The 26,508-nt window shown below is 35.9% G+C and carries 25 protein-coding genes and 3 other annotated features; of the genes, 6 read left to right on the forward strand and 19 right to left on the reverse strand.

Going from position 1 to position 26,508, the window contains the following annotated elements; genetic code table 11:
- Positions 1 to 10 precede the first annotated feature (10 nt).
- The 3 genes from SB773_RS00690 to ilvE are packed head-to-tail and all read right to left on the reverse strand — an operon-like array spanning position 11 to position 2,875.
- Positions 11 to 241 carry an ACT domain-containing protein gene (locus SB773_RS00690; RefSeq protein WP_002126787.1) on the reverse strand — a complete coding sequence of 77 codons (231 nt, stop codon included), beginning with the start codon at positions 239 to 241 and terminating at the stop codon, positions 11 to 13.
- On the reverse strand, positions 238 to 1,953 hold the full coding sequence (ilvB, locus tag SB773_RS00695) for an acetolactate synthase large subunit (RefSeq protein ID WP_002126786.1): 1,716 nt from the start codon (positions 1,951 to 1,953) through the stop codon (positions 238 to 240). The genes SB773_RS00690 and ilvB overlap by 4 nt, the downstream gene beginning before the upstream one ends.
- A 22-nt stretch (positions 1,954 to 1,975) precedes the next feature.
- Entirely contained in the window at positions 1,976 to 2,875 is a 900-nt protein-coding gene (gene ilvE / locus SB773_RS00700; RefSeq protein WP_002168658.1) for a branched-chain-amino-acid transaminase, read from the reverse strand.
- Between the two features lie 151 nt (positions 2,876 to 3,026).
- Positions 3,027 to 3,265 (reverse strand) — a binding site (T-box leader).
- Between the two features lie 67 nt (positions 3,266 to 3,332).
- Positions 3,333 to 3,578 (reverse strand) — a binding site (T-box leader).
- 258 nt (positions 3,579 to 3,836) lie between these two features.
- Between ilvE and SB773_RS00705 the strand changes: the two genes are divergently transcribed.
- Together SB773_RS00705 and msrA are read left to right on the forward strand one after the other, a co-directional pair.
- Positions 3,837 to 4,595 carry an SDR family oxidoreductase gene (locus tag SB773_RS00705; protein WP_410588142.1) on the forward strand — a complete coding sequence of 253 codons (759 nt, stop codon included), beginning with the start codon at positions 3,837 to 3,839 and terminating at the stop codon, positions 4,593 to 4,595.
- Between the two features lie 90 nt (positions 4,596 to 4,685).
- Positions 4,686 to 5,222 carry a peptide-methionine (S)-S-oxide reductase MsrA gene (msrA, locus tag SB773_RS00710; RefSeq protein ID WP_131245864.1) on the forward strand — a complete coding sequence of 179 codons (537 nt, stop codon included), beginning with the start codon at positions 4,686 to 4,688 and terminating at the stop codon, positions 5,220 to 5,222.
- 90 nt (positions 5,223 to 5,312) lie between these two features.
- On the opposite strand, the gene SB773_RS00715 is transcribed toward msrA, so the two are convergent.
- The 4 genes from SB773_RS00715 to SB773_RS00730 form a co-directional block, all read right to left on the reverse strand.
- Complete coding sequence (locus tag SB773_RS00715) at positions 5,313 to 6,209, reverse strand: RCC1 domain-containing protein (RefSeq protein ID WP_410588144.1); 897 nt, start codon at positions 6,207 to 6,209, stop codon at positions 5,313 to 5,315.
- Between the two features lie 162 nt (positions 6,210 to 6,371).
- A complete protein-coding gene (locus tag SB773_RS00720) occupies positions 6,372 to 7,013 on the reverse strand; it encodes a FusB/FusC family EF-G-binding protein (RefSeq protein WP_044440442.1) in 642 nt (213 codons plus the stop codon).
- A gap of 110 nt (positions 7,014 to 7,123) precedes the next feature.
- Positions 7,124 to 7,810 carry a DUF421 domain-containing protein gene (locus SB773_RS00725; RefSeq protein WP_410588146.1) on the reverse strand — a complete coding sequence of 229 codons (687 nt, stop codon included), beginning with the start codon at positions 7,808 to 7,810 and terminating at the stop codon, positions 7,124 to 7,126.
- A gap of 155 nt (positions 7,811 to 7,965) precedes the next feature.
- Positions 7,966 to 8,229, reverse strand: a complete 264-nt coding sequence (locus tag SB773_RS00730) for a CD3324 family protein (RefSeq protein WP_002012161.1) — start codon at positions 8,227 to 8,229, stop codon at positions 7,966 to 7,968.
- 326 nt (positions 8,230 to 8,555) lie between these two features.
- On the opposite strand from SB773_RS00730, the gene SB773_RS00735 reads away from it, so the two are divergent.
- Positions 8,556 to 9,260: a polysaccharide deacetylase family protein gene (locus tag SB773_RS00735; RefSeq protein WP_410588149.1), complete on the forward strand. Its 705-nt coding sequence runs from the start codon at positions 8,556 to 8,558 to the stop codon at positions 9,258 to 9,260.
- A 149-nt stretch (positions 9,261 to 9,409) separates the two neighbouring features.
- Here SB773_RS00735 and SB773_RS00740 read toward each other — a convergent pair whose 3' ends face one another.
- Positions 9,410 to 10,753 (reverse strand): sodium-dependent transporter, encoded by a 1,344-nt coding sequence (locus SB773_RS00740; protein ID WP_002012165.1) that lies wholly within the window; start codon positions 10,751 to 10,753, stop codon positions 9,410 to 9,412.
- 302 nt (positions 10,754 to 11,055) lie between these two features.
- Positions 11,056 to 11,278 (reverse strand) — a binding site (T-box leader).
- Positions 11,279 to 11,498: 220 nt separating this feature from the next.
- On the opposite strand from SB773_RS00740, the gene SB773_RS00745 reads away from it, so the two are divergent.
- Positions 11,499 to 13,133 (forward strand): putative polysaccharide biosynthesis protein, encoded by a 1,635-nt coding sequence (locus tag SB773_RS00745; RefSeq protein ID WP_410588151.1) that lies wholly within the window; start codon positions 11,499 to 11,501, stop codon positions 13,131 to 13,133.
- A 41-nt stretch (positions 13,134 to 13,174) separates the two neighbouring features.
- On the opposite strand, the gene SB773_RS00750 is transcribed toward SB773_RS00745, so the two are convergent.
- From SB773_RS00750 to SB773_RS00780, 7 genes are all read right to left on the reverse strand, one after another.
- Complete coding sequence (locus SB773_RS00750) at positions 13,175 to 13,999, reverse strand: DUF4037 domain-containing protein (protein ID WP_002168663.1); 825 nt, start codon at positions 13,997 to 13,999, stop codon at positions 13,175 to 13,177.
- Positions 14,000 to 14,092: 93 nt separating this feature from the next.
- Positions 14,093 to 14,605 (reverse strand): GNAT family N-acetyltransferase, encoded by a 513-nt coding sequence (locus tag SB773_RS00755; protein WP_002186162.1) that lies wholly within the window; start codon positions 14,603 to 14,605, stop codon positions 14,093 to 14,095.
- Positions 14,606 to 14,699: 94 nt separating this feature from the next.
- Positions 14,700 to 15,617, reverse strand: a complete 918-nt coding sequence (gene cysK / locus SB773_RS00760) for a cysteine synthase A (protein ID WP_002168665.1) — start codon at positions 15,615 to 15,617, stop codon at positions 14,700 to 14,702.
- A 10-nt stretch (positions 15,618 to 15,627) separates the two neighbouring features.
- A complete protein-coding gene (locus SB773_RS00765) occupies positions 15,628 to 16,839 on the reverse strand; it encodes an MFS transporter (protein WP_002168666.1) in 1,212 nt (403 codons plus the stop codon).
- A gap of 203 nt (positions 16,840 to 17,042) precedes the next feature.
- Positions 17,043 to 18,122 (reverse strand): RNA-guided endonuclease TnpB family protein, encoded by a 1,080-nt coding sequence (locus SB773_RS00770; RefSeq protein ID WP_002186163.1) that lies wholly within the window; start codon positions 18,120 to 18,122, stop codon positions 17,043 to 17,045.
- Between the two features lie 577 nt (positions 18,123 to 18,699).
- A complete protein-coding gene (gene hflX, locus SB773_RS00775; protein WP_002012171.1) occupies positions 18,700 to 19,959 on the reverse strand; it encodes a GTPase HflX in 1,260 nt (419 codons plus the stop codon).
- Positions 19,960 to 20,439: 480 nt separating this feature from the next.
- Positions 20,440 to 20,991, reverse strand: a complete 552-nt coding sequence (locus SB773_RS00780; protein WP_002168668.1) for a cobalt transporter CbiN — start codon at positions 20,989 to 20,991, stop codon at positions 20,440 to 20,442.
- A 182-nt stretch (positions 20,992 to 21,173) separates the two neighbouring features.
- Between SB773_RS00780 and SB773_RS00785 the strand changes: the two genes are divergently transcribed.
- A complete protein-coding gene (locus SB773_RS00785; RefSeq protein WP_002126759.1) occupies positions 21,174 to 22,157 on the forward strand; it encodes a ketoacyl-ACP synthase III in 984 nt (327 codons plus the stop codon).
- Between the two features lie 57 nt (positions 22,158 to 22,214).
- On the opposite strand, the gene SB773_RS00790 is transcribed toward SB773_RS00785, so the two are convergent.
- The 4 genes from SB773_RS00790 to SB773_RS00805 all read right to left on the reverse strand — a co-directional run bounded on the left by SB773_RS00790 (position 22,215) and on the right by SB773_RS00805 (position 25,952).
- Positions 22,215 to 23,483, reverse strand: a complete 1,269-nt coding sequence (locus tag SB773_RS00790; protein WP_410588156.1) for an MFS transporter — start codon at positions 23,481 to 23,483, stop codon at positions 22,215 to 22,217.
- 154 nt (positions 23,484 to 23,637) lie between these two features.
- A complete protein-coding gene (locus SB773_RS00795; RefSeq protein WP_002064764.1) occupies positions 23,638 to 23,973 on the reverse strand; it encodes a YrdB family protein in 336 nt (111 codons plus the stop codon).
- A gap of 531 nt (positions 23,974 to 24,504) precedes the next feature.
- The gene (locus SB773_RS00800; protein ID WP_410588158.1) at positions 24,505 to 25,317 is read right to left on the reverse strand and encodes a polyphosphate kinase 2 family protein; all 813 of its coding nucleotides are present in this window, start codon (positions 25,315 to 25,317) and stop codon (positions 24,505 to 24,507) included.
- 326 nt (positions 25,318 to 25,643) lie between these two features.
- Entirely contained in the window at positions 25,644 to 25,952 is a 309-nt protein-coding gene (locus SB773_RS00805; protein WP_016126765.1) for a hypothetical protein, read from the reverse strand.
- 89 nt (positions 25,953 to 26,041) lie between these two features.
- Between SB773_RS00805 and SB773_RS00810 the strand changes: the two genes are divergently transcribed.
- Positions 26,042 to 26,506: a hypothetical protein gene (locus SB773_RS00810; protein ID WP_016126764.1), complete on the forward strand. Its 465-nt coding sequence runs from the start codon at positions 26,042 to 26,044 to the stop codon at positions 26,504 to 26,506.
- The last annotated feature ends 2 nt before the right edge of the window (positions 26,507 to 26,508 follow it).

Below are 26,508 nucleotides of genomic sequence, written 5' to 3' on the forward strand. Positions count from 1 at the left end.
CATACACTCCTTATAATTTATTTACTTGCAGTACATTGATTAATTTTTTCAACTGACTGACAAGTAACGTTGCTTCATTTTCAGTACAAACTGCTGTTAGTTTCACTTCAGAAACACCACTTGTATCTCTTTCGTTTAAGCTTAAAGAAGAAATATAATAACCACGCCGAGCAAAAATTCCGCTTATACGTAATAAGACGCTCGGATCGTTATGAATAACTAATGAAAAAGTATGACTCATTCTTCCCACCTCTTCATAATCATTTCGTTATTCCCTTTGTTTGGCGGAACCATCGGAAAAACGTTCTCACCTTCTTCTACACAAAAGTCAACTACGACAGGACCTTCATGAGAAAATGCTTCTAGCATTACCTTTTTCGCCTCAAACGAATTTGTTGCTCTTAGCCCTTTTACACCATAAGCTTCTGCTACTTTCACAAAATCTGGTGACCCAATTCTCGATTCCGACAAACGGTTTTCATAAAACATTTCTTGCCATTGCCTTACCATTCCTAAAAATTTGTTGTTTATGATGAATACTTTGACAGGAATATTATTTTCAGCAATTGTTTGCAGCTCTTGAATGTTCATTTGGAAAGAAGCATCACCAGCAATACAGATGACAAGTTCTTCTTCTTTTGCAAGCTGAGCACCAATTGCTGCTGGAAAACCAAATCCCATCGTCCCTAATCCCCCTGATGTTAGGAAAGTCCGTGGTTTTCTCGCTTTATAAAAGTGAGCAGCCCACATTTGATGCTGTCCTACCTCTGTCGTGACAATCGCTTCACCATTCGTTAATTCACTTACTAAGTTGATAACATGCTGTGGTTTTAACTCAAATTCTTTTTGCTTATATGAAAGTGGATATTCTTCTTGCCATTTCTTCACTTTCTGAAGCCATTCATCTGTTTGTGAATAAATAGACATATGTAATAGCATATGTAGCGCCTTTTTCACATCACCAACAATCGGATGCTCTACAGTTACATTTTTATGGAACTCAGAAGGATCAATATCAATATGTACTTTTTTCGAATGCGGAGAAAAAAGTTCTAATTTTCCTGTTACACGATCATCGAAACGAACACCTAACGCCAGTAATAAGTCACATTCTGTTACTGCCATATTTGCAGTGTACGTTCCATGCATACCGAGCATTCCTAAAAACAACGGATCTCCCGGCGGATATGCACCCAGTCCCATTAAAGTTGAAACGACTGGAATACGATTCTCCCTCGCAAACTTGATGAGTTCTTCAGATCCGCCTGAATGAATGACGCCTCCCCCGATATAAAGGAGTGGGCGTTTTGCTTTTGAAATTGATTTTGCTACCTCCCTCAGTTTCAAACTGTCTGACAAAGGTTCTGGTTTATATCCTGGAATCTCCACTTCTTCATTAAAGAAACATATTACATTTGCATTTTGAACATCTTTTGGAATATCGATTAATACCGGTCCCGGTCGCCCGCTTTCGGCGATGTAAAAAGCTTCTTGCACAGTTCGTGATAAATGATTTACATCACGAACTTGGTAATTATGCTTCGTAACAGGTACTGTAATTCCGACAACATCCGCTTCTTGAAATCCGTCTTTACCAATTAAAGGCGTTGCAACTTGCCCTGTAATGACAACTAAAGGAATCGAATCCATATAAGCATCTGCTAAACCCGTAACTAAATTCGTCGCCCCTGGGCCAGAGGTAGCAAAGACTACCCCAACCTTTCCAGAAGCTCTCGCATATCCTTCCGCTGCATGAATTGCAGCTTGTTCATGACGAGTTAACACGTGCTTTAAACCACTTTCGTATAACGCATCGTATATTGGTAAAATCGCTCCGCCTGGATAACCGAAAACGGTCGTTACACCTAATTTCTTCAAACATTGAATAACGTGTCCAGCACCTGTAGCTTCTTCACTCTGCAGTTCATCACATGCTGTATACTGTTCCTCCATTTTAATTAACTCCTCTCCCTATTTACGCTAAACTTGCCGCCAATCCTGGAACACGTACTCCTCTTTCTCTCGTTAATTTTTTAAATTCTTCGGTTAATCTTTTTGTTACATCTCCTGGTTTTCCATCTCCAATTTCTCTTGAATCTACTTTCACTACAGGAATTAGTTCCGCTGCAGTTCCTGTTAAAAACACTTCATCTGCTACATATACGTCATGGCGAGTAAATGGCCTTTCCTCACATGGAATACTTAGACGCTCACATAACTCAATCACACTATTTCTCGTAATACCTTCTAGCGCCCCTAAGTACGAAGGAGGTGTTAACACTTTTCCATCTTTCACAATGAAAACATTATCTCCAGACCCTTCACAAACATATCCTTGTTGATTTAACATAAGAGCCTCTAGCACTCCCGCTTGTGCCGCTTCAATTTTTACAAGCACGTTATTTAAATAGTTCATTGACTTAATGCGTGGGTCTAATGCGTCTGGCGTATTACGTCTTGATGCAACAGACACAACGCTTAGTCCATTATCATAAAATTCCTGAGGGAATAACTTTAATTGTTCTGCAATGATAATTACGCTCGGTTTCACACAGCTTCTCGGATCGAGCCCTAAGTCACCTTTTCCTCTTGAAACAATTAATCGAATGTAGGCATCCGTGTATTCATTTTTTTGCAATGTTTGTACAACTGCTTCTTCCATTTCATCTACCGTCATTGGAATTGTAAGTAAAATAGATTTCGCCGATTCATATAATCGTTTCACATGTTCTTTTAAACAAAATACATTTCCTCCGTAACTACGAATCCCTTCAAATACACCGTCTCCGTATAAAAAACCGTGATCATATACTGAAACAACTGCCTTTTCTTTCTCTACAAATTCCCCATTCATATAGATGGACTGGTTTCCCATCTCACATCGCTCCTCTGTTTTATCTCTGTTTTTGCAATCTATTTCTATATCGATTGCTGAGATGAGTATTTTTAACAGAATATTCAGTATACTAACCTTAAAAATATACTCGTCTCAACAATCGATTACTTACACACTTGTAGCAATCCATTGCTGAGACGAGAGACTCGTGGTACCACTCAGCTTCCTTACACTTCTCACGAAATATAAGCTCTGCAAGTCCAATTAGACTTTTGTTTTTCTATCGGAAACAACTCCGCTACTTTTTACTAACTTCAAAAGCAGTGCTCCGAGGTGATTTTCAATGATTCAATTGTTACCACCCTCACAGCCTTTGGGCGGCTCTCTGAAACAATCTTTATCATTTACTCTCCTCTTCCTCGCATTCTTTTATTCTATTTTTTAAAATAAAAACTCTCGCCTCAGCAATCAACTACTACAAATTAGTAGCTTTGATTGCTGAGGCGAGAGTTTCGCGTTACCACTCAGCTTCCTTATACTTCTCACGAAATATAAGCTTCATAGGTCCAATCAGACCTCCGTCCTTTTACCGGAGACGATGCCGCCGCCCTCTACTCAGTTTCCCTTTCGCAAGCGATGCTCCGAGGTGATCTTCAATGATTCGATTGCTACTACTCTCTCAGCCTAGGAGTAGCTCTCTGAAACGACCATAATCATCTACTTTCCTCTTCTTTGCATATACAACATATAAAGTTAGAAAATTCTCAATTCACTTTTATTTGTTACACGTATTATAGGACGCGGTTCTTTTCATTGTCAACATGTTTTTAGAAAAAAATTAAAATTCATTCTATTCACTAGAAATCTATTTATTTTTTCTCAAAACAAAATCGGAATGAACTTCTTACACATACTCATATATTACTTAAGTATGTTCGCATTACTACATAAAGAAAAACAACTTAAAAACATATAAAATTTATGAGGAGATGAGAAAACTATGTTAAAAGGAAAAATAGCATTAGTTACAGGAGCAAGCCGAGGAATTGGGCGTGCTATCGCAAAACGGTTAGCAAACGACGGTGCATTAGTTGCTGTTCATTATGGAAATCGAAAAGAAGATGCTGAAGAAACTGTTCATGAAATTCAATCAAATGGCGGATTAGCTTTTTCTATCGATGCAAATCTTGAATCTTTACACGGTGTAGACAACCTGTATATTTCTTTAGATAACGAATTACAAAAAAGAACTGGTGGAACACAATTTGATATTTTAATAAACAACGCTGGAATCGGTCCTGGTGCTTTTATTGAAGAAACGACTGAACAATTTTTTGATAGAATGGTTTCAGTAAATGCAAAAGCACCATTCTTTATCATTCAACAAGCACTACCACGTTTACGTGATAATAGCCGAATTATTAATATTTCATCAGCTGCCACCCGCATTTCTTTGCCTGATTTCGTTGCATATAGTATGACGAAAGGTGCAATTAACACGATGACTTTCACGCTTGCAAAACAACTCGGAGCACGAGGAATAACAGTAAATGCAATACTTCCAGGCTTTATTAAAACAGATATGAACGCAGAACTATTGAGCGACCCAATGATGAAACAGTACGCTACTACTATTTCCGCCTTCAATCGCTTAGGTGAAGTAGAAGATATTGCCGATACTGCTGCTTTTCTTGCTTCTCCAGACAGCCGCTGGGTTACTGGACAATTAATTGATGTTAGCGGAGGATCTTGTTTATAAAAAACATATATTTTCAAATCTTTTTTATTGCGCAATAAAACAATTTATATAATACTATATAAAACATATACATTTAGGAGGATTACAGCAATGTCTGAAAAAACATACGAACTCGCAACCTTCGCAGGCGGTTGTTTTTGGTGCATGGTAAAACCATTTGATGAACTTCCTGGTATTCATAAAATACTTTCCGGCTATGCAGGTGGTCATGTAGAAAACCCAACATACGAACAAGTAAAGACTGGAACATCTGGGCATTTAGAAGTTGTACAAATTACATTCGATCCTTCTATTTTTCCTTATCAAAAATTACTAGATTTATATTGGCCACAAATTGATCCAACTGATGACGGCGGACAATTTTTCGATCGTGGTCCATCTTACCGCACAGCAATTTTTTATCATAATGAAACACAAAAAGAGCTTGCAGAAAAATCGAAGCAAACTCTAGCAGAAAGCGGTATGTTTAAAGATCCTATCGTGACTGAAATTCGTCCTACTGCACCTTTTTATGAAGCCGAAGAATACCATCAACACTTTTATAAAAAGAATCCAGAGAAATATGCTACCGAGCAAAAAGAATCTGGTCGTGAAGATTTCATTAAAGAAAATTGGCAAAAAAAATAATAAAAACGCATCGTGCTTCACTCTAAAGCACGGTGCATTTTTATCTTTGAAAAAGGTACCATACACTAAAAAAAACAATTGCTGTTAAAACTAATTACTAGGCATTCGAATACCGCGCCAACTGCCTACATCACATTGGCCATATTCGTTATCACCCACTGCTACCACCGTGCCGTCTGATTTAAGACCGACTGTATGGGCACAACCCGCCGCTATCGCTACAATATCGCGCCAATCACTTACATCACATTGACCATGTTTATTATTACCCACAGCCGTCACTATGCCGTCAGATGTAAGACCAATTGTATGATTACTCCCTGCCGCTATCGCCACAATATCCCTCCAGCCACTTACATCACATTGGCCATGTTTATTATTACCCACAGCCGTCACTGTGCCCTCTGATTTAAGACCAACTGTATGAAGATAGCCTGCCGCTATCGCCACAATATCACGCCAGCCACTGACATTGCATTGGTCATACCGATTATTACCCACAGCCGTCACCGTACCATCCAATTTAAGGCCGATAGTATGCCAGTCGCCTGCTGCAACCGCCACAATATCACGCCAGCCACTGACATTGCATTCGCCTTCTTTATTTCGTCCCACTGCTACCACCGTACCATCTGATTTAAGACCAATAGTACGACGCCACCCCGCCGCTATCGCTACAATATCGCGCCAATCGTTTACATCGCATTGGTCATGCTTATTCCAGCCCACAGCTGTCACAGTACTGTCTGATTTAAGACCGATTGTATGAGCATTACCCGTGTTCGTCGCCATATGAACATTACCCGCCGTGACCGCTTCAATATCACGCCAGCCGCTTACATTGCATTCACCTTCTTTATTTCGCCCCACTGCTACCACCGTGCCATCCAATTTAAGAGCAACAGTATGACCACGCCCCGCTGCTATCGTATCTTTAGGCCACCGTTTCATTTTTAATATCTCTTCTTTCGGTGAAATGTAATTCATGTTTTACCTCCTTGTATATAAGCAACCATATCAAAATAAATATTTTCATCAAATTTTATTATAAATGATCTGACTTTTTATAAATCTACATCTACGAAAAAGACTACTATTACTTCTTAAAAAAAATAAAAACCTCCAGTTTAAATACTAGAGGTTCCTTCTTTATTTCTTCAATCGTTCAATAAAATCGTTCAATTTATCAAGTGATTTCATATTCTGATTACAAGCTACACCATCTTTGCAAATATAGTTTCCCTTTTTCACAAAAGTTCCTGGTATATTACCTTTAATTTCAACTAAAAACATCCCTACTTCTTCATGTCCATGACATAATGAACAAATGCTCTTTTTATTTAAACTTTGGAACGTCCCTTGCAGACCAACAAACTTATTTTTATCATTTTTCGCTATAATAAATTTCCTGCTTGACCCTTTATCAATCCAGCTTAAATAAGATAATTCTTTCATGTCCAGTTCTTCCATATCAGGGAGCTTTAATTTTTTCGCTTTAGGAAATAATTTTTTTAATGTTTGTGCTGTAACTTCTTGAAACGGAATGACATACGGATTTATTTTCATTAAAAACGATTCTGCATCTTCTCTATTTTGAACTGTTAATACCGTATCAATTAACTCTTTCTGTTCATCCGTTAAATTCTCAAATACATGTATTATCTTTTCAATCGCAAGTGATTTTAACGCTTGAATTACACCTCTATCATTTGCCGTCGCATGTCCATTTGCTAAAATATAAGCTTGTGACTTTATAAAATTGTATTGATCACTTCTAATAAAAGCTTCCATCTTTATCACTCCATGCAAATTGTTGATCTAGTCTTATTGTATACAATGATTCAGCTTTTTGATATGTAAAAGATAACTTAGAAATGAACATTACATACTCTGACTATGTTCTACCGAGGCATTTCCTGACAAAAGAAACCATCATCTGTTTTCCATTCTGCATATAATACATCTTCAAATTTAGTAATCCCTTTTTGCTTTATTTGTTTATAAAGCCATCCTTCATCAAAACCTGCTTCCCTCAAATTATCTTTCACTACTTTACCATCACTAATTAATGAAATCGGTAAGTATACAGGTTTATGTTTTAAACTTAAATCATTTATAGTAGGAGATTCATATTTGCTTTTCTTCAGAACACTTATGTTTCCATTAGGTTCCAAAATCATATATTCAACTTCTCGGATTGAAAATATATCTTTTTGTTGTCTTAGCATTTGTTGTAGTTGATTAATATCCAAATGATTTGAACTTAGTTGTTCCCGGTCAATATATCCATTACGGATAATGATTGACGGAGAGCCTTCAAAAAAACTTCTCGTCCCTCTAAATTTTTGCGTTATCACTTCTATTGTATAAATTAACACTACCCATACAAGTACTGCATATACAATAGACCATACTTTTATTTCCGGATCATATATAGTATTTCCTACTAATTCTCCGAGAACTATGGCAGAAATAAAATCAAATGGCGTTAACTGAGATATTTGTGTCTTCCCTAATATTTTAGTAGCAATCAATAGCACAAAAAAACCAAAAAATAGTTCTATCGTTATTTGTCCTAGATGATTCATATATGCTCACCTTTCTGCTTTTCACTCAAATGCTCTATATTCTATTTAGTAAAAAGCCGGCACATTTTTTCTATTATCTTGCCCATTCATATCCAATAGATACAAAACAAAAAGAGTCTAGTTCAATTTAATAATTGAACTAGACTCTTTTATTTTCATTTAGAATACACAATCTTTTTAATCGTTTCTCCGGAAAGAAAATGCTCCTCCGCAAGTTGATGAATGGAAATTCCACTTTTAAACGCTTCTTTAATAGCTTTGTTTCTTTCATCTAGTTGTTTTCTTCCTCCAGATTGTGTACCCCATTTATAATGTTTTGTTTCTTGTTTTGGAATGTAAATTGTTTCACCTTGTATATACTTTTGAATTTCAGCAATTAAACTTTCTGGTAAAACCGTCGCAGCTTTAACGTATTTCATTTCTGCTCGCCCCTTATTTTTTATGGTTCATTTCAATAAGGTGCAAAGCCAAATATAAAAAATGATACGAGCTCATTTAGGCGATTGTATATTACTTGTCTACCCCACGCAAAGTATCGCCATTTCCATACTTGGCTTTGCATGAGACGCTGCAGTGTCTGGCAATTGAATTATAATCGCCATATAAACACCTCCTAATATACCTTTTGCATTTTATTATATGATAAATTTCTTCCCCTTGCATCCACATCCTTTTTAAAGCACGAAGTTACTTAGTTTGATATAATACTTTTTAGTCCAATCCAAAAGTATAGTGAGGTTGCGTTATGAAAAAGAATATTATCATTACAATCGTTACATTATTCATTATTACTGTAGCATTATTCGGAACATACAAATTGATGAACGCAAGAAGTTTTCAATTGTTTGGAGGTTTAACAAACCGAGTAGAAACAAATGAAAAAGTGATTGCTTTAACTTTTGATGATGGTCCTACTAACAATGTAAAACAAATATTACCGCTACTAGATCGATACAATGCAAAAGCTACTTTCTTTTTAACCGGAAATGAACTAGAGAAAAACCTATCGTTAGGAGAAGATATCGTACAATCTGGACACCAAATTGGAAACCATACATACTCTCATAACAGAATGGTTTTCAAAACTCCTTCTTTTATTAAAGAAGAAATAGAAAAAACGAACTCGATAATCCGTCAAACAGGATATACAGATGAAATTGATTTTAGACCACCTAACGGTAAAAAGCTAATTGGTCTGCCCTATTATTTAAATAAAAACAATATCGAAACAATCACATGGGACCTTGAACCTGATACTTTTTATAAATCTACAGCTGATAAAATTGAATATGTTAATAAAAATGTAAAACCAGGTTCTATCATTTTACTGCACTCTATGTATGATGAGTCTAATGAAAATTTACAGACCATTGAAGGTATTTTAGACTCTTTATCTAAGAAGGGCTATCAGTTCGTAACAGTAAACGAATTACAAAAAAGAGCAAAATAAAGTGAAACTTTAATCAATCGGGCTTTTACGGGCAGTTGATCCCCCACCTAAATTCTTCGCTTTCGCTGAGTTTTGAGGCGGGGGTCTTACTGCCCGTTAATACGGGATAAAAAGGTAGCGTATCATAGAGCGATACGCTACCTTTCTTTTTATATAATTCCAAGTACATTTAGGAATACGATAATAATCGCAATTGGTGCAATATAGCGAAGTAAGAATAACCATAATACGAACAGTTTATAGCCTTTATTTTTACTTACACCAAGTTCTTTCATTAATACATCTTTCTTCATTTTTAAAGGGACAAAGATGGAAACTAATAAAACACCAAGTGGCATTAGTATGTTACTAACCGCATAGTCTGCTAAATCAAAAATTGTTTTCCCAAATGGTTTCACATCACTTAACAAACCGAATGATAAGGCTGATGGAACCCCTACAACAAAGATTAACAAGCCAACAATTAATGCCATTTTTTCACGTTTCCCTTTACTTTTACCTTTAGTTGTTAAAGACGCAACACTAATTTCTAACATCGAAATTGCTGATGTAATAGTAGCAAAGAAGAATAGTAATAAGAAAACAATGAAGAATAATTTCCCGAACGCCATTTTACTGAAAATAGCTGGCAGTACTATAAACAATAGCCCCGGCCCTTGAGATGGTTCCATTCCAAATGCGAATACAACTGGGAAAATCGCTAGCCCTGCAAGTAATGTAATAACAAGTGTTAAAGCTACGATAGAAAATGCTGAACGCGGTAAACTTTCTTCTTTCGGTAAGTATGAGCTATACGTTACCATAACGGCTACACCGACGGATAGCGAGAAGAACGATTGCCCCATTGCATATAAAATGATTTCTGATGTTACGTTTGAGAAATCAGGTTGTAAGAAGAATCGAACTCCTTCTCCAGCACCGTCTAACGTAAGTGCACGAACAATTAATACGAAGAATAAAACGAATAGCGCTGGCATGAAATATTTATTTACTTTTTCAACACCATTTTGTACACCTTTACTTACGATGAAAATAGTAATAAGGATGAATAATAGCTGTGATCCAACTGCTAAATACGGATTGGAAATGATTTCACCAAACGTAGCTTCGTATGCTCCATTTCCTTCCCATAGTCTACCTGTAATTGCATTCCATAAGTATAATATAATCCATCCTCCTACAACACTGTAGAAAGAAAGTAATATGAAACATGTTACAATCCCTAACTTCCCTAACCATGGCCATAATGTTTTTGGTGCGATTTCTCTATATGCATCAACGGCCTCTTTTTGTGTACTTCTTCCGATAACGAACTCAGCTAATAATAGCGGTAAACCAATTAATAATGTGAAACCGATGAAAATAAGGAAGAACGCGCCGCCTCCTCCAATTCCGGCCATATACGGGAACTTCCAAATCGCTCCAAGACCAATCGCTGAACCTGCTGCAGCTAATACGAAACCTAATTTCGATGTCCATTGCTGTGAATTCATTTGTTAATCTCCTCTCTTTATCTTTTTCTGTTTTACAATCCGGTATTTATATTGTTCTATCCATACTCTTTTCTAATACGTTCACTTCCTCCCTAATAATAAAAAAACGCCCCTACGTAAATACGTAGGGACGACAAAAATATCGCGGTACCACCCTAGTTATGAAGATACACCAAAGTTAGGACCTAAATAAAAAACGTCCCTACGCAAATACGTAGGGACGATAAAATATCGCGGTACCACCCTAGTTATGAAGCCACACCAAAATTAGGACCTAAATAAAAAACGTCCCTACGTAAATACGTAGGGACGATAAATATCGCGGTACCACCCTAGTTGTGAAACAATCTTCACCACTTTATTTGATAACGGTATAAACTACCGTCTTTCATTTCCTCATAATGTGAGATTTATGAAAGATGCTCCAGGACGAACTTCATGAATAATCTATATACTGATTCACACCAACCATCAGCTCTCTGAAATAGGGAGATATTCACTACTATACCCTTTCATTGCCCAAATATTATTTTCCGAATTGATTACTATCATTTTTATCATACATTAAAAATAGTGTCAACTTATATTTTGAAATTTTATGCATTACATTCTATTTAAAAATTCAAAATATGACTTTTGTATGAATAGTATTAGAACATTTATGGTTTATACTGTATTAACTTCTCTAGCAGGTTTATAGTAGTATACGATAAATGCAAGACAGCACGAGTAGGAGGAAAGAATTTTGTCTACTTCAAAAGTTTTAAAAGGTACCGCTTTATTAAGTGGTGCAACAATGATTTCACGAATTTTAGGTTTTATATACTTTTTCCCCTTTCAATTATTAGTTGGAACGCAAGGGGTCGCTTTATATGGATACGCATACTCTTGGTACGGTATTTTATTAAGCTTTTCAACAGCTGGTATTCCTATTGCCGTCTCAAAATTTGTTGCAAAACATAATGCACTTGGTGATTATAGTACAAGTAAAAAATTGTATAACTCGAGCGTAAAATTAATGATGTTTATGGGCTTTTTAGGATTTTTAACTTTATTTATTGGAGCACCGTACATATCACAATTTATTATTCGCTCGAAAACACCAGATCCACAATTTATCGCAGACGTAACACTTACAATGCGAGCATTAAGCTTCGCGCTTATTATCGTACCAGCTATGAGTGTTACACGTGGTTATTTCCAAGGTTTTCAACATATGAAACCAAGTGCTGTTTCTCAAGTCGTAGAACAAATCGCACGTGTCGTTTTCATTTTAGTTGGTAGTTTTATCGTCTCAAAACTATTAGGAGGTTCAGTAGCTTCTTCTGTTGCAGTTGCTACATTTGGTGCTGTTATCGGGGCACTTGCAAGCGTCTCTATTTTAATGATGTACTGGAAAAAATATAATGGATTAAAACCTCCTGAAGGTGAGCTGAAAACGAGATCATCAAACATTCCGTTAAGAAGTATTTATATGGAATTACTACGTTATGCAATTCCAATTGTATTTGTAGGCATTGCAATCCCGCTCTATACGTTAGTAGATCAATATACCGTAGCTGATGTCCTTAGAGCGATGGGAGAACCTTTAGAAACCGCGAATGCAGTTTTCGCTTATATAACGAACTATGCCCAAAAGTTAATTATGATTCCGGCTTCACTTGCAACTGGATTCTCATTAACAATTATTCCGGCTATAACGAAATCATTTACAAGCGGGAAGCTAGATGAATTACAAGGACAAATTTCAAAGATATTTCAAGTGTTGTTATTCTTCACTATCCCAGCCGCATTCGGTTTAGCTAGTATCGCTTACGATGCATTCCGCATGGTTTATGTAAATCCTGAAATTGCACTTGGTGGATCACAATATTTAATTTCATTTGCACCTTCTGCTGTATTAAGTGCAATTTTCACAGTTTCAGCCGCTATATTACAAGGAATTGATTATCAAAGAAAAACAATGATTGCATTCTCAGCCGGTATTCTCGTTAAAATTGTGGTGAACACACCGCTCTTACATTTATTCGGTGGACATGGTGCTGTACTTGGAACAATTCTTGGATATCTCGTTTCAAATATTATTATGTTGTACTACATCGTTAAGTTTGCGAAATTTAAAATTGGCGAAACAGCAAAAACAGTATTTCTTATTACGATTTACTCCGCAGCAATGTCTGCTGTTGTGATCGTATTAAGAGCATTTATAAGCTGGATTATTCCTGGCCAATCTTATGTAGAATCACTGATTATTGTATTTATATGCGCATCAGCAGGAGGACTTGTTTATCTTTTATTCGTATTAACGAGTGGACTTGCTTCGCATATTCTCGGTGATAGGATTCGACGATTACCTGTATTAGGAAAGTTAGTAAAATAAAAAAACAAGAGATGTAACGCGTTGTTACATCTCTTGTTTTTTTACTTCGCATATTGAATGCGCTTTTGTTGTTCAGCAATATTTAATTCTGGAGCATATTGTTCTACTAAATGTAATACCTCTTCGATCAACACTTCTAACTCCTGTACACTATACTCTGGTTCCCCTATCAGCGTATCCGCCATACGCTCATATAGATTTTCAGGTTTAATATTCATACGCTCTACATTATAAGCCATCCATTTAAATGCAGGATGGTGCACGTACATTCTATTCAAACCGAATAAAACACCGAATAAATCCCTTTGTACTTCACAAATAACATCATAAAGCATAAGCCAGTCTTTTCGTTTTAAAAGCGCCTCTCGATTATGCCAACGATTGCTTAACCAAAGGTTTTCTGAAATCATCCTTTTCGCCAGTTCTTCTGGAAATGCTTCAACTCTATCTTTTAGAGCATGTACTTTCACTTCTCCATACAAACTCACACCATCATGAACCGATGATACAATACATTGTTTCTCATAATTTATATCATGCTGCTCTATAACTTCTGAAACAACCTTTTCTACTGTCACTGTTAAAAAATTACTAATCTCTAGTTTAATTCCTTCTTTCGTCAAATATGTTTCCGACCATTCTTCTTCCTCGTAAGGATGATATGACAAAATCGTTCCACCAATATTATTAATAGGTCCTTGACGATCCTCATCCTCTGGCGGTGCTGACCATAAAATATGTAATTCAATATCTGAATGTTCATCTTCTAACTTTCTAGCTACAGATCCTGCTAAAATAATAGCTTCGACTTTCTGGTTTTGCCTATAAATCTCCGACATCTCTATCGCTTTCTCTTTTAATCCCATTGCATTTCCCCCTAAAACTGCAGTACTCCCCTTACTTTTCATTTATCTATTTCGATATTAAACATTATATTACCTTTTCAAATTTCCACTAAATCATATTTCTACCCAATAACGCTGAACAATTTCTCCAGAATTAGAAGAAACTACTTCATTTTCTAGCACACCGCCAACCTTTTGTATTGTTTTAGCAGAACCAATATTTTCTTTATCACAAGTTATTAACACTTTATTCAACCCTAATTTTTGCGCTTCACTTAATGCAAGTTTCAATTGTTTTGTCGCGTAACCTAGGCGACGTTTATTCGGATGGACACTATAACCGATATGACCGCTTTCCAGTAATAATTCTGAATTTAATCGATGTCTAATATTCACAAAACCTATAAGTTCTCCTTTTTCAATACTTAAAAACTGACTAGACGGCACTCGATTAGATGGTAAGTTTTCTCCTACTTCTTGTATACTCACTTTTTCAAACCATTCATCAAGAGAATCAAAATTTTGTAAAGAACTACTGCCGTGTGGTTGTTCTCCTGAATGTAAAAATGCCTGCCTATACTCCATAATTTGTTCGCGATATTCGTATGTCAGTTTCAATAGTTTCATTGTCATTCTCCCCACTCATCCATTCTCTATTTTTCTAAAAGAAACACCTTAATAGAGGATTTTCATCCTTACTATTAAGGCGTTTTCATCACTTTTATTCAAATAGCCCCATACTTAAATAACGTTCCCCTGTATCAGGTGCAATACATAAAACCTTTTTACCAGCACCTAGACGCTTCGCTATCATAATTGCTGCGTAAACAGAAGCTCCTGAAGATGGCCCTACTAATAAGCCTTCTTGTCTTGCTAAGTTTCTCATTGTAGTTAACGCTTCTTCATCCGCAATTTGAATAATTTCGTTATACACTTCTGTATTTAAGTTTTTTGGAATAAAACCAGGACTTGTTCCTACTAGTTTATGAGGGCCTGGAACACCACCAGATAACACTGGTGATCCTTTCGGTTCTACTACTGCAATATATAAGTTTGGTAGTTTCTCTTTTAATGTTTCACCTGTCCCTGTAATTGTTCCACCTGTTCCTGCGGTTGCTACAAATGCATCAAGCTCTCCATCCATTTGCTCATAAATTTCAAGCGCAGTCGTATAACGATGAATATTCGGATTTGCTGGGTTTTCAAATTGCTGCGGAATGAAACTATTTGGAATTTCTTTTTGTAACTCTACCGCCTTTGCAATTGCTCCTGGCATTCTTTGTTCTGCTGGTGTTAAAACTACTTCTGCGCCGTATGCTTTCAATAAATTAATACGCTCTTTAGACATATTATCTGGCATAATTAAAATCGCTTTATATCCTTTAGCAGCTGCATTCATCGCTAAGCCAATTCCTGTATTTCCACTTGTCGGTTCAATAATTGTATCTCCTGGTTTTATGAGACCATTCTCCTCCGCAACGTGAAGTAAATTATAAGCAGCACGGTCTTTCACACTGCGTGATGGATTAAACATTTCTAGTTTCACATACACATCCGCTGCGTCTTCTGGAATAAATTTAGATAATCGGACGACAGGTGTATCTCCTATTAATTCTGTAACGTTTTCGCATAATTTCATAGCACATCCCCTATTCTATCGTTTTCTTGTCATTTGGCAGTAACAATGAAGTAAGTCCAATTAATGGTAAACAACTACATAATAGCATAATAAATTGAAGACTATACATATCAGCTAATTTCCCAAGGACTACAGCACCTAATGCTCCAAGACCAAACGCAAGACCGACAATTAATCCTGACACCATTCCAACTTTCCCTGGAACAAGTTCTTGTGCATATACAACGATTACACTAAAACTACTAGAGCTAATAAATCCAATGCATAAAAATAACGGTACAACCCACATAAGAGAAACGTGAGGTAACAATAGTGCAAGCGGCGCTGAACCGAGCATCGAAAAGACAATAATCTTTTTCTTACCGAATCGATCCGCTAGCGGACCACCAAAGAAAGTACCTAATACACCAGCAATCATAAAAGCGAAGACGAAATACTGTGCATTTTTTATAGATAAACCGTAATGCTCTATTAAATAAAATTGATAGAAATTCCCGATACCAGCACCGTACCAAGAACGTACAAATGTTAGAAAAACAAGAAGTATAATAACAAATTTAATGTGCGTACTTACAATCGCATTTTCAGCCTCAAGTGCAGCCCTCTTTTTCCTTCTTACAGCACCAGTGGCTAATTCATTTTTATACCAATTTGATACGAAAATTAGTAATACAATTCCTACTGCTGCAAAGGCTGTAAAACCTAAAGAACCAATTTGACCGAGCGGAACGAAAATTAATGCTGTAAAAATAGGTGCTAGAGAATTCCCTGTATTTCCCCCCACTTGATAAATCGCTTGTGCTAAACCTCGTTTTGCACCGGCTGCCATGTAAGCAACACGAGCGCCCTCCGGATGAAAGACCGCGGAACCTAATCCAATAAATAAAACAGAAATAATAACAACTATAAAGTTCGGTGCAAATGCGAGTCCAATCATCCCAAGCATACTCGAAAACATACCGAGCGGTAATAAAAATGGTGACGGCTTCTTATCTGAATACATCCCAAAAACCGGCTGCATAATCGATGACGTCATATTTAACGCAAACGCAATCCACCCTACTTGCATATAGGATAAATTCATCGTTTTTTCCAAAATAGGAAACAACGCTGGCACAACTGCTTGCATCGAATCATTCAAAAAATGTCCGAAACTAATCGCAAATAATATTCGATATATCGTCGGTGTTTCTACTGTATTTTTTTGTGAAACTGCCTGCATATGTGTATTTCTCCTTCCTGTACAAAATATATATTTATTACAGTTAGTTTGAGACTCCCACGACTAAAGTCGCAAGCCCGAATCCTTACGGAATTACGGGTGGGATTCTTGAATGACTAAACGTTCGCAGTCCATTTCTGTTTTGAACAGCCTTCAAGATGAGGGCATCTCATTGCCCCTCCTAAACCAGACCATATAGGTGCTTAGGCTGATTGACTGTTACCATCAATCACAGTTGCGTAGCGAATATTCATCGCCCCAACGATATCACGGTGTGTCTCAAACCCACATTGACACTTGTACTTTCTGTCTTGTGCCCTGTTCTTTTCAGCGCATTTCGGACAGCTTTGACTTGTATAAGCTGGATTCACATATTCAACCTGAATATCAGCTAATATCGCTTTATATTCAATAAATTTTGACAAACGATAGAATGACCAAGTGTGTAGGTTTTTTTCGTTTTTACGGCTTGTTCTTGCCGTCTGCCTTATATTCGTTAATTGTTCTAATCGAATGACAGAAATATGATTTGCAATCGCAAAATTAATGATTTCACGACTTATTTTATGATCTTTATCTTGCATCCATCTTTGTTCTTTATCATCCAATCGCCGAATCGCATTCACTTTTTTGGCTTTTCCTAATTTCTTACGAATACACCGAAACTTACGCTTCTTACATTTGTTTTGCCTACCATTTCCAAAAAAACGAATCTTATCATCCTCTGTGATTGCTACTGCGGGGACCTTGAGACCTAAGTCTACTCCTAAAATTTTCGTTCCTGTCCTTTTATTTGTAGGAAGTGTGACAGATATTTGGGCTATCCACTTATTCGATTTCTTTGTGATGCGAAGTATGCCTAATTTATGTTTTAATAGATTCAGATTGCGATTGTTTTTATCGCTTAATAAAGCACGGATTTTTACACGAGTCGACTTTCCATTTACCTTAAACGGAATTGAAATATGAGTGGCGTCAAACGAATAATTTTGATTGTTCCATATACAAACAGGCCTCTTTAAAATCGGAATGATTTTATAATTGCTTTTCTTTACTTTTGTAGCAAACAAACTTTTCGCGTCTTTGATTGCTTGATTCTTCACCGCACTTGGAATATTTGCTTCGATATCTTTTGTGCTTTTTTTCGTACTTTTCTTTGCTTTAACCATTTCTGATACAAGTGTATTTATAACTTTGATATATTCGTGACTACTTTGTTCTAATAAACGGATTTGCTCTTTTGTTGGAATCAATTTCACTTTCACTGTTAGGGTCTGTGACATACGTTTCATCCCCTTGTTTTTTGATTTTCAACATCGTTCATTTGATACATTTCTAGCAATAGAAACAAAATAAGAACGTGTTCATAAACTTTACAACTACATGAGGTGAGGAGATTTTCCTCTCAAACACTTTGAAACGTACTTCTATCATCGTTGATTCTAGTTACAATGTATCATTTACTTTCGAAAAATTACAACAAAAAGACTCGAAGAAACTACCTATACTTTGGATACTTAAAGTACCACGAACCTTGCGATTTTCAGTGGCACTCCGTATCCAACCTCACTTTCATCCCATGCCTAAAGGCGATGGGCTTTCTCGTTCGGAAAGGGCTGTAATAAATTTAGACTTTAATCAGAATAAATTCTGAGTTTTGAAACATTTCTATTCTATACTGGTTTCATTTCTTTTTCCAGAAATTCAACTTCTAAAAAAATATATTTTTTCTATGTGCTTTGTCGGATTTATTCATATGAACTCTTTGTATTTTCTTTTATACTAAGGCAGGACGAAAGGAAGGCTTGCAACTATGAAGAAAAAGACGATCCTAAAACATATTAGGATCGCCTTTTTTTATTAAATAGAAAAACGCTTATATTTCTCATAATCACTCGTCTTACATTCTAGTGCCATTTTCGTACCTTCGTTTTCATAACTCGTAGATAAAACGTGTGCATGATTGTTGAAATACGAAACTACCTGTCCTTGATCATACGGAATTAACATTTCACACTTCGTATACTCTTTATAAATGTGTGAACGAACTACTTCTACAAGCTCTTCAATTCCAACATGTTTCTTCGCAGATAGATAAACGCGATCTTCTTGCACTTTCGGAATTTCAACATCTACCAAATCTGATTTGTTGTATGCATAAATCGTCGGGATATTTTCCACGCCAATTTTCTTTAACGTTTCATTTGTAATATCAATTAATTGCTCATAATTGGGATTTGAGTAATCTACAACGTGAATAAGTAAATCTGCTTCCGCCACTTCCTCTAGCGTTGAACGGAATGCTTTCACAAGATGATGCGGTAACTTACTTACAAATCCAACAGTATCCGTTAATAAAAATGATTTATTATCCGGCAAATCAATATTTCGTACAGATGTCTCTAACGTCGCAAATAACATATCTTTTTCAAATACTTGTTTCTCTACAGTACCATTAAAAATTTCAAGCATTGTATTCATTATCGTTGATTTACCTGCATTCGTATATCCTACTAACGACACAACTGGAATTTCATTTTTCTTACGTTGTTTACGCTGCGTTTGGCGCTGTGCAACAAGTGCTTCTAATTCTTTATTTAGAGCCGCAATTTGTTCTTCAATTTTACGACGATCTAATTCCAACTTCTTCTCACCGACACCTTTATTTTTCGTGCCAACTCCCCCGCTTTGTCTTCCTAAAGATTCACGAAGACCGATTAAACGAGGCATCATGTACTGAAGATGGGCCACTTCTACTTGCAACTGCGCTTCTTTCGTTTTCGCACGTTGCGCAAAGATATCTAAAATTAAAATGGTACGATCAATTACTTTACAATCTAAATCCTCTTCTAAATTTCGAATTTGTGAAGGAGATAATTCGTCATTAAAGATGACCATATTTGCATCTGCTTCTTTCACATACGCTGCTACTTCTTCAATCTTCCCTTTTCCAATATAATGCGACGGATTTACTCGTTGTAAATTTTGCGTCACTTGACCGATTACTTCCACATCACAAGCTTCCGTAAGATTTGCTAACTCTTCCATCGAATATGCAAAATCAGCTTCCTTACCTAAATTTACTCCAACTAATATTGCTCTTTGTAATAATTCTTCCATATATTTATTCCTCCATTTCGATTACGCAAAATAAAAAACACAGGTCACTGCCTGTGTTTTCGTAAACGGATAAGGGTTCACCAAAGAAATAGAAGAAAGCAGTGCTTTCGTCCTATACATGGTCAAAAAGTCCCAAGATAGTATACGTATCCAACAAGTGTTCACCTATACTATCCCATTCTATTTATAAAGGCAAAACAAAAAGAGGGCGTATTCGTCCCTCCCTCTTTTTCACATATAAGCTTAATAAAGGGTTCCTTTAAAATAGGCAGACCAATCCCGTTCACTCTGTACACAGACAGAGCCTTTGAGCGCTATTCAATTATCGGCACAAAGTATTGAGACGTAATCTGATTAAGATCAAAGGAAGCCCCTCCGTTCATTTTAAGTTACATAAAGTGTAGCATAAGTAATTCGCTTTCACAAGATTAAACCACCTATAGAAACAGAAAGAAAATCTTTATATTTTTACTTTAATCGTCATTTTTTGCGAATTCTTTTCACAATAAAAATAACAACAGCAATTAACAATAACACACCTATAGAAATGATAGTTACTTGCCACAAACTTAAGCCGCTCACCATATCCCCTTTTAAATTCACTTTCTTCGTTGGAACAGACTCTTTTGCAATATGACTTAAAGCATTTTTCTCAATCTCTGCCTCATCTAATCTCTTCGTTCCACTGCAGATAGATGTCTCTAACTTTTCCTCTCCTCTATAAGAAGAAAAGACTAAGTACTCTCCTCCCTCTGCAAAACGAAATGCACAGCTACTTACACTTGTATATATAATAATTCGCGAAGAACTTGTCCCTTTCCAAATTTTCTTCACTTCAAATAATGTTTTAATTCCGCCTTCACCTTTCTCTTGAACTTCTAACACCTTACCTTCAAACACCACATCATTTTTTTGAAATGCATCTTCTGGTGATACATTAATACAGTCACAAGCATAAGATTTCTCTGGCAAAATAAAAAAAGTAAAGCTACAAATTAAAACAAGAGACAACAAATAAATGATTCTTTTCAAGAATCTCAGACCCCTTCAAAGTATCAATTTTAGAAGCTTTCCGTATATTATTTGGACATCACTCCTCAAATCCCTTTCTTTTTATTAAAATATATTAATTTTATTAAACAGAAAATCTTTATTGACATTTTTATAACCTGATATTAGTATCAGGTTATAAAAATAAGTTAGGAGATGTTCCTATGAATTCTAAATCTCGTATTACCGCAATTGGTACTTATGTTCCAGATCAAGTATTGTCTAATAACGATTTAGAAAAGATGGTCCATACGAATGATGAATGGATTGTACAAAGAACAGGCATGAAAGAAAGAAGAATTGCTAACGAAGACGAATACTCCTCACACTTAGCCATTAAAGCAATCGAAAATTTGTGTACAACATATAAGAAAAACTTAGAGGATATTGACTGTATCATCGTCGCTACAACTACTGCTGACTATGTTTTCCCTAGTGTTGCTTGCCAAATACAACAATACTTCAACATACCTCATACACTAGCTTTTGATTTAAATGCGACTTGCGCTGGTTTCACATACGGACTGCATGTCGGTAATAGCTTAATCACTTCTGGATCACATCAAAAAGTACTCGTCATAGCGACAGAGACATTATCTAAAGTTACTGATTACACCGATAGAACGTCCTGTATTTTGTTCGGTGATGGCGCTGGAGCTATTTTATTAGAAAGAGATGAAAACAAACCAAGCTTTATCGCTGCTCACATGGGAACAAACGGTGACGGTGGCATTCATCTATACAGAACAAACTTATCTACTACTATGAATGGCACACCACTACAAACAAGTGAAAAAATTGTTCAAAATGGAAGAGAAGTATATAAATGGGCTGTACGAACAGTACCATACGGCATAAAAGAACTATTACATACTGCAAATTTGCAAATAGATGATATAGACTGGTTCATACCACATAGTGCTAACTTAAGAATGATTGAATCTATTTGCGAAAAATCAAAAATATCTATTCAAAAAACATTAACGAGTGTGGAAGATATGGGGAATACATCTTCCGTCTCTATTCCACTCGCTTTAGATTTAGCTAGAAAAAAAGGAAGATTAAATAACGGAGACACACTTTTGCTATACGGATTTGGTGGTGGGCTTACGCATTTAGGGCTTATTGTGGCATGGGATTTAAGTTAAATACATTAAAAAGAAGTTCTAGGGAATAACTAGAACCTCTTTTTAATTTCATGAAATTTATTTACCTATCCGAGACCATATCACAACTGGAATAAGCAGTAGGGCTACAGCCCCTCCCGCTAATGATAATGCCGCATAACTGGAATTAGCTACTACCATTCCTGACATCGCTCCACCTGAAGCTCCGGCTAACGCAATAAAAACATCTATTTTCCCTTGTGTTTTAGCACGTGTAGAAGGAGTTGTGGAGTCAACGATTTGTGCTGTACCACAAATCAATCCGAGATTCCATCCTAATCCAAGTAAAGAAAGAGCAACAATTAATAATAATAAAGAATCACTCGGTGCTATCGCAGCTATGACACCCGCTGCAAGTAAAATCATCCCACCAGCTATACTCATCGTAGTACGGCCAATTTTATCAATTAACATTCCTGTAACAAGCGATGGAAGGTACATTGCACCTACATGAAAACCAATCACGAGACCTACTGCACTTAAACCATGACCTTGGTGTCCCATATGAACTGGCGTCATCGTCATAATCGCAACCATCACTATTTGAGTAAGTATCATAACGATTGCTCCAACGGTAACACCACGCTTATTCTCTATTATTTCTTCTGTTACTGGTTGCCCTTTATATGTATGTTCTTGTTTATATGTTTCTATTATGTTAGCAATAATTAATGGATCTGGACGAAGCATAACAAAAAGTACAAGACCCGCAAGTATAAATGCCGCTGCTGATAATATGAACGGACCAGCAAGGTTAGGAATTCCAATTGAATGGGCAAAATCCCCCATTACACCTACTAAATTCGGACCAGCCACCGCACCAAAAGTCGTCATAACCATCGTAATACTAATAGCAGTTGCTCGCTGCTTCTTATCTGCTAAATCGGTACCAGCATAACGAGCTTGTAGATTCGTCGCTGTACCTGCACCGTATATGAGTAAAGAAACTAGTAAAAGAATAATACTATTTGTTAACGCAGCCAATACAACTCCAATAGCCCCTAGTCCCCCTACTATAAACCCTGTTGCAAGTCCTATTCGGCGACCATATTTTTGCGATAACTTCCCAACAAAGAAAGCCGCTACCGCAGATCCCATTGTAAACATAGCAGCCGGTAATCCTGCATACGCATCCGTCCCAAGCATTTGCTGTGCAAGAAGTGCACCTACTGTAATTCCAGCAGCTAATCCCGCTCCGCCAAACATTTGTGAAATACTTACGATTATTAACGTTCGTTTATATAATTTTTGTTGCTCTTCTTCTGTATACATACGCTTACTTATTAAAGCATCTGCTGTATCTATCATTTCCTCACCCTCCCTATGAAACTAATATCTCTTGTTAATGTACTATAAAACAACAAAATCCCAAAATTTAAAGCGCTTAAATTTATCCATATTTCGTTACTCCTACACCTTAAATAATGCTAAGTTCCTTTCGTGAAGAAACTTAGCAAAAAAATTATTGTTTCCAAATAATGATTAAAGTGCGATTTATTATAAATACCATCCCAAGAATAATAGCTAAGGTTATTTGATCAACAACATATAGAGCAACTGAGGTAACTCCAAACAATATGATTTCCAACATAAACCTATATGGTTCTGGCAGCTTTAATGATGCTTTAGGTGCAATGAAAATCCCCCATATTGTCGCAAAAAGTAGTGGTGAGCCAATGCCAAAAATAAATTTCACATATACACTTTCCCAAAATTGAAAGCCCCAGTAACATAGTGATGCAAGAGCACATAATTCTAGAAAAAATCGAATCGCTAAATTTATAGGTTTTATAAACATTTAAAGAACACCCCTTTGAAAAATATATTTAAAATCCTATGAAAATAATATTATGCATCCGTTATTTGAACTTGATACGTGCCCATTCATGACATGTAAAAAACAATTATACAACTTATTAATATTATTCAGTTTACCTTTCTAAACTTCAAAAACTTGATCTTGACGGATAATGAATGAAAGCAAATACTTAATGACAGTGATACATATGCCTATAATCACAAAATAAAGAACTCCACGGTTTACGTTTCGCCCATTACCGAGGAGTTCCCAAAATAACTCTATAAATTTTTTTGACAGCTAACGTTCCATAATTAAAATGCGATTCATATTTAGCCTATTCCCCTACTACTCTTTCTTAAAGCTTCCCCTTCCTAAAACAACAAACTTACTACAGCACAAACTAAAATAATTGGTACACTCGCTTTATATAAATATGCAAAATACTTCCAACTAAAAAGCTGTCTTGTAATTTGGGTTTACCAAATTACAAGACAGCTTCCCTTCATATTTCCTATACAAACCTTTTTACTATTTGACTCCTGCATCTTGCACAGATTCAATTTTCTTTTTCTTTCCTTCTTTTATTTCATTATAATAAGAAGGTAATTCTATATTATGCTCTAAGAAATAATCCTCAATTAATGAAATAATTACTTTCAATGTTTTCAAACGGGCGTATAATTTATCATTACTCGCGATAATATGCCATTTTGCATTCGGCTTATTTGTATTTTCAAACATGTCTTCCGTTGCTTCGACATACTCATCCCATTTTTCCCGATTACGCCAGTCTTCATCTGTAATTTTCCATCTTTTAAGAGGGTTGTTCTCTCTTTCTTTAAATCTCTTTAACTGTTCTTCTTTACTAATATGATAGAAAAACTTTCCTATTATGTAATGATCATCTGTTAATAGTTTTTCGAAATCATTAATTTCATCATACGCTCTCGTCCACTCTTCGTTTGTAGCAAAACCTTCTACACGTTCAACTAATACACGGCCGTACCATGAACGGTCGAATATAGTAATTTGCCCGTACTGAGGAAGTTTCCGCCAAAAACGTTGCAAATAATGATACCGTTTTTCATGAGGAGCAGGCGCTCCAATTGGATTTACTTGGAATCCGCGTGGATCAAGATGTTCAGTCACTCGCTTAATTGCTCCGCCTTTACCTGCCGCATCCCAACCTTCCATAACCATCATAACGGCTATTTTCTCTTCTTTTAATATTTGTTGTAGTGCCAATAAACGCATTTGATATTTTTCAAGTTTCTTATTGTACTTAGATTTTGATTCAATTTTTTTCGTTAAATCTACTTTAGCAAGATGCTCTTTTTCCATCAAACGAATCCCCCTTGTTATATGACAATGTTATTTTAACATATTTATTGGTAATTTTTTCATATTAATATCTCTTTTAACTAATACTCGTACCCCTCCACCTATATCTATCTTTTATAAGTTGGACGCTACTTTATATTAATAAATTAATCCCCCTGATATGCTTTTTCGTATCCTTTAGCAAGCATTTATTATTAATCAAAAAACAAAATAAGGAAACTATGCCGAAAAATCTCTACACAGTTTCCTTGTTTTTTTAAATGTGCGTGTGACATACTTGGGAAGATTAATAACGAAAAGATAGGAGCTCTATCGATTCACTTATACTACAAACGAATTACAGGCGGAATATCTCCTTCTCGTAAAAAGTAAGCAAACACTGTAAATCCAATAATTAATATTGAAAATAATGTTATTATAATTCCACCTGGTAGTGTTAGAAAAATAGTATTCAAGCTACTCTTCATAGAGAAAGCAATCGAGTATATTCCTAGCAGAAGACTGATTATAGCAATAGCCACATAAACCACTACCGCATACCATGGATTGAGTTCCAATAAAACAACAGAAATAAATATATACAAAAATAACAGTTGTAGAAACATGCTGCTTCCCATACTTACTAATTCTTTCAATATACCCTCCCCTAAACTACATGGTATATTATCTTAAAAAGAGAAGATAATAACAAATAAATCCTTTAAAGAATGGGAGCTCTCTAAAGATGAAACGAAAAATATTTTCTCTCTTTGCACTAATCTGCTTAGCACTACCAATACAAGCTAGTGCATACACATTTCAATCACTACCAGTTGCGTCAAAGTCTAAACAGTGGTATATCGAAATTGACAAATCTCATAACTCAAACAAGCAAGCCGTGCAGCCAAAACAAGGTGTATATGATACGTATAGTTTACTCTTAAAAAATATTGGTAATGATGTTGCAAATGTATCGGTGGAAATACTTGATAACACACCTACATCTAAAGCTACCTTTAATCCTACTTCATCTAATAACAACGTTTCAAAAAGTCATACAAGCTTTGACTACATGGTATTCCCATTAGACTTTAATAGCCATAATTTTAAAGTTGTCATTACTTGGGAAGAAAAGAATTTCTCTTACAACGGTCATCCAGTACATGAGAGTAAAAAAATGAAGCAAACATTTGTGTTTAATGAAGAGTAAGT

The sequence above is a fragment of the Bacillus sp. SIMBA_074 genome (assembly GCF_046534555.1).
Taxonomy (GTDB): domain Bacteria; phylum Bacillota; class Bacilli; order Bacillales; family Bacillaceae_G; genus Bacillus_A; species Bacillus_A mycoides.

Excerpts from the sequence above, each read along its gene's own strand:
- SB773_RS00690 (WP_002126787.1), bottom strand. The coding sequence starts at position 241 with ATGAGTCATACTTTTTCATTAGTTATTCATAACGATCCGAGCGTCTTA.
- ilvB (WP_002126786.1), bottom strand. The coding sequence starts at position 1,953 with ATGGAGGAACAGTATACAGCATGTGATGAACTGCAGAGTGAAGAAGCT.
- ilvE (WP_002168658.1), bottom strand. The coding sequence starts at position 2,875 with ATGGGAAACCAGTCCATCTATATGAATGGGGAATTTGTAGAGAAAGAA.
- SB773_RS00705 (WP_410588142.1), top strand. The coding sequence starts at position 3,837 with ATGTTAAAAGGAAAAATAGCATTAGTTACAGGAGCAAGCCGAGGAATT.
- msrA (WP_131245864.1), top strand. The coding sequence starts at position 4,686 with ATGTCTGAAAAAACATACGAACTCGCAACCTTCGCAGGCGGTTGTTTT.
- SB773_RS00715 (WP_410588144.1), bottom strand. The coding sequence starts at position 6,209 with ATGAATTACATTTCACCGAAAGAAGAGATATTAAAAATGAAACGGTGG.
- SB773_RS00720 (WP_044440442.1), bottom strand. The coding sequence starts at position 7,013 with ATGGAAGCTTTTATTAGAAGTGATCAATACAATTTTATAAAGTCACAA.
- SB773_RS00725 (WP_410588146.1), bottom strand. The coding sequence starts at position 7,810 with ATGAATCATCTAGGACAAATAACGATAGAACTATTTTTTGGTTTTTTT.
- SB773_RS00730 (WP_002012161.1), bottom strand. The coding sequence starts at position 8,229 with ATGAAATACGTTAAAGCTGCGACGGTTTTACCAGAAAGTTTAATTGCT.
- SB773_RS00735 (WP_410588149.1), top strand. The coding sequence starts at position 8,556 with ATGAAAAAGAATATTATCATTACAATCGTTACATTATTCATTATTACT.
- SB773_RS00740 (WP_002012165.1), bottom strand. The coding sequence starts at position 10,753 with ATGAATTCACAGCAATGGACATCGAAATTAGGTTTCGTATTAGCTGCA.
- SB773_RS00750 (WP_002168663.1), bottom strand. The coding sequence starts at position 13,999 with ATGGGATTAAAAGAGAAAGCGATAGAGATGTCGGAGATTTATAGGCAA.
- SB773_RS00755 (WP_002186162.1), bottom strand. The coding sequence starts at position 14,605 with ATGAAACTATTGAAACTGACATACGAATATCGCGAACAAATTATGGAG.
- cysK (WP_002168665.1), bottom strand. The coding sequence starts at position 15,617 with ATGAAATTATGCGAAAACGTTACAGAATTAATAGGAGATACACCTGTC.
- SB773_RS00765 (WP_002168666.1), bottom strand. The coding sequence starts at position 16,839 with ATGCAGGCAGTTTCACAAAAAAATACAGTAGAAACACCGACGATATAT.
- SB773_RS00770 (WP_002186163.1), bottom strand. The coding sequence starts at position 18,122 with ATGTCACAGACCCTAACAGTGAAAGTGAAATTGATTCCAACAAAAGAG.
- hflX (WP_002012171.1), bottom strand. The coding sequence starts at position 19,959 with ATGGAAGAATTATTACAAAGAGCAATATTAGTTGGAGTAAATTTAGGT.
- SB773_RS00785 (WP_002126759.1), top strand. The coding sequence starts at position 21,174 with ATGAATTCTAAATCTCGTATTACCGCAATTGGTACTTATGTTCCAGAT.
- SB773_RS00790 (WP_410588156.1), bottom strand. The coding sequence starts at position 23,483 with ATGATAGATACAGCAGATGCTTTAATAAGTAAGCGTATGTATACAGAA.
- SB773_RS00795 (WP_002064764.1), bottom strand. The coding sequence starts at position 23,973 with ATGTTTATAAAACCTATAAATTTAGCGATTCGATTTTTTCTAGAATTA.
- SB773_RS00800 (WP_410588158.1), bottom strand. The coding sequence starts at position 25,317 with ATGGAAAAAGAGCATCTTGCTAAAGTAGATTTAACGAAAAAAATTGAA.
- SB773_RS00810 (WP_016126764.1), top strand. The coding sequence starts at position 26,042 with ATGAAACGAAAAATATTTTCTCTCTTTGCACTAATCTGCTTAGCACTA.